Raw genomic sequence first — 2,611 nt, 5'->3', positions numbered from 1 at the left:
GGCGGGTGCGGGCAGCACGGTGCCTGCCGGTGTGGTCGTCGGCGGGGGTGAGTCGGCGGGGCCTGCCGCGACGAGTTTGTCGGTGACTTGCAGCGGGTCGCCGGTGCCGACCGAGCCGCAGCCGGTGAGCGCGGCGGTGGCGGCGATGCAGACGGCGACCAGTCGGCGCAACGAGGACCTCCTTGTGGGTGCGCCCGCTGTCGGGCGGTGACCGCTCCAGGATTCCTGATGTCTCCGGTTGCCGGACCGGCCACCCCTGGTGGAATGGGGAAACGTCCAGCATGTCACCGGTCGGTGGGGGCGGGCCAGGGTGGCGGTGCGCGTCGTTTCCCTTCGGCGCCGCGGCCGGTGGTGATCATGCTGGTGACGCGGGTGCGTCCCGGCTCCGTGCGCCCCGGTGGTCGTTGTGTATGCATGGGGCATGGCCGCCGAATCGCCGCTGTTGCTCGCGTTGGACCTGACCGGCACGTTCGCGTTCGCGGTGAATGGGGCGTTGACGGCGGTGCGGGCGACGCGGCTGGACATCGTCGGGGTGGTCACGTTGGGGATGATCACCGGGATGGGTGGCGGGACGGTGCGCGACGTGTTCCTGGATTCGTTGCCGCCCGCCACGTTCGTCGATGGCCGGTACCTGCTGGTGGCGGCGTGCGGCGGGTTGTTGGCGTTCGGGTTGAGCAAGCCGTTGCACCGGTTGTTGCCGTTGATCACGGTGCTGGATGCGGTGGGGTTGAGCGTGTTCGCGGTGCTGGGGGCGAGCAAGGCGCTGCAGTTGGGGTTCGGTGGTGTGCAGGCGGTGCTGCTGGGGGTGATCACGGCGGTCGGGGGCGGCACGATCCGGGATGTGCTGATCCGCCGGATTCCGAGTGTGCTGCGCAGTGAGTTGTATGCGATTCCGGCGATGGTGGCGGCGGGGTTGACGGTGCTGGCGGTGCGCACCGGTGTTTATGGGATCGGTGTGGCGTTGGGGGCTGCGGCGGTGTGCTTCGCGATCCGGATGCTCGGTGTGCGTTATGGGCTCAACGCGCCGGAGCCGCCGAGGGGTCCGCATCGGCGGTCCGATCCGGAGGTGTGAGCGGTTCCGCGGCGGATGTTGATCACGATTCGGCGGCGTCGTGGTGAACGCGGGGCGACTGCGCGGGGGGCCACCGTTCGGGGGTTGGCGATGCTGCAAGATCTCCGGTCACAGGGGGAGCCAGGCGCCGGTGCCGCCGCTGCACCGGATCACCTCTCGACGTGCTGGAGTGGATTTCGTTGTCGTGGTTGCAGGCCATGGTGTTGGCCGTTGTGCAGGGGCTCACGGAGTTCCTGCCGATTTCGTCGTCCGGGCATCTGCGGATCGTGTCGCAGTTGTTCTTCGGGGATGACGCTGGTGCGTCGTTCACCGCGGTGACCCAGATCGGTACCGAGCTGGCCGTGGTGATCTATTTCTTCACCGACATCGTGCGGTTGATCGCGACGTGGTTCCGCGGTCTGGTCGATGCCGAGGTGCGCCGGACGCAAGATTACCGGCTGGCTTGGTACGTGATCGTGGGCAGCCTTCCGATCGGGGTGCTCGGGGTGCTGTTCCAGGACTACATCCGGGGCGCGTTGCGGAGCCTGTGGGTGACCGGGGCGACGCTGGTGCTGTTCGGGATTTTGCTGGGGCTGGCCGAGTGGCTCGGGCGCCAGCAGCGCGCGCAGGACCGGTTGACGTTGCGGGATGGTGCGCTGATGGGTTTGGCGCAGTCGTTGGCGCTGGTGCCCGGGGTGTCGCGTTCCGGAGGGACGATCACTGGGGGGTTGGCGCTGGGGTTGACCCGGCCGACCGCGGTGCGGTTCTCGTTCCTGCTGGCGATTCCGGCGGTGTTCGCGGCGGGGCTCTCGGAGATCCCGGAGGTGTTCGAAAGCGGCGGTCCGGGGTTGCAGCCCACGGGTGCGCAGATGATCGTGGCGACGCTGGTGGCGGGTGTGATCGGTTACGCCTGCATCGCGTGGCTGCTGCGGTTCGTGGAGCGGCACAGCGTGTACTTGTTCGTGTGGTACCGGATCGTGCTGGGGCTGGCGGTGTTCGCGCTGCTGGGGTTCGGCGTGATGCAGCCCTGATCGCGGTCTCCCGCAGAACGGCCCGGTGCCTTTTCGGCGCCGGGCCGTTCTGCTGCCGGGGCCGTCGTGCCGGGGTCGGTGCGGCGGGGCTTACCCTCGGCGTTCGTGGCGACTCTCATCCTGCTCAGGCACGCGCGGTCGGCGGCGAACGGTTCCGGGATCCTGGCCGGGCGCAGTCCCGGGGTCGGTTTGGACGATGCGGGCAGCGCGCAGGTCGCGGGGCTGTCGAAGCGGTTGGCCGAGGTGCCGATCTCGTCGATCGTGGCTTCGCCGTTGCAGCGCTGCCAGGACACCGTGCGGGCGCTGGCGGGCGAGCGCGGGTTGACGCCGGTCGCCGAACCTGGCTTGTCCGAAGTGGACTACGGGGATTGGACGAACCGGAAGGTTTCCGAGCTGACCCAGGAGAAGTTGTGGTCGGTGGTGCAGCAGCACCCGTCGGCGGCGGTGTTCCCGGGCGGTGAGGGGCTCGCGCAGGTGCAGGCCCGCGCGGTGGCCGCGGTGCGCGAGCACGACGCGCGGGTCTCGGCCG

3 protein-coding genes are annotated in these 2,611 nt (G+C 69.6%); all 3 read left to right on the top strand.

The genetic code is table 11. The annotated features are described in order from the left end of the window. The first annotated feature begins 421 nt into the window (after window positions 1-421). Entirely contained in the window at window positions 422-1,072 is a 651-nt protein-coding gene (locus IJH84_RS19450; protein WP_295147155.1) for a TRIC cation channel family protein, read from the top strand. Window positions 1,073-1,233: 161 nt separating this feature from the next. Then, window positions 1,234-2,082 (top strand): undecaprenyl-diphosphate phosphatase, encoded by an 849-nt coding sequence (locus IJH84_RS19445; protein ID WP_295147152.1) that lies wholly within the window; start codon window positions 1,234-1,236, stop codon window positions 2,080-2,082. Window positions 2,083-2,187: 105 nt separating this feature from the next. Then, a partial coding sequence (locus IJH84_RS19440) for a histidine phosphatase family protein (RefSeq protein ID WP_295147149.1) occupies window positions 2,188-2,611 on the top strand: 424 nt, incomplete at its 3' end.

The sequence above is a fragment of the Saccharopolyspora sp. genome (assembly GCF_017434145.1).
In the GTDB taxonomy this organism is placed as follows: domain Bacteria; phylum Actinomycetota; class Actinomycetes; order Mycobacteriales; family Pseudonocardiaceae; genus Saccharopolyspora_C; species Saccharopolyspora_C galaxeae.
This window is presented reverse-complemented; position numbering and strand designations above follow the sequence as displayed.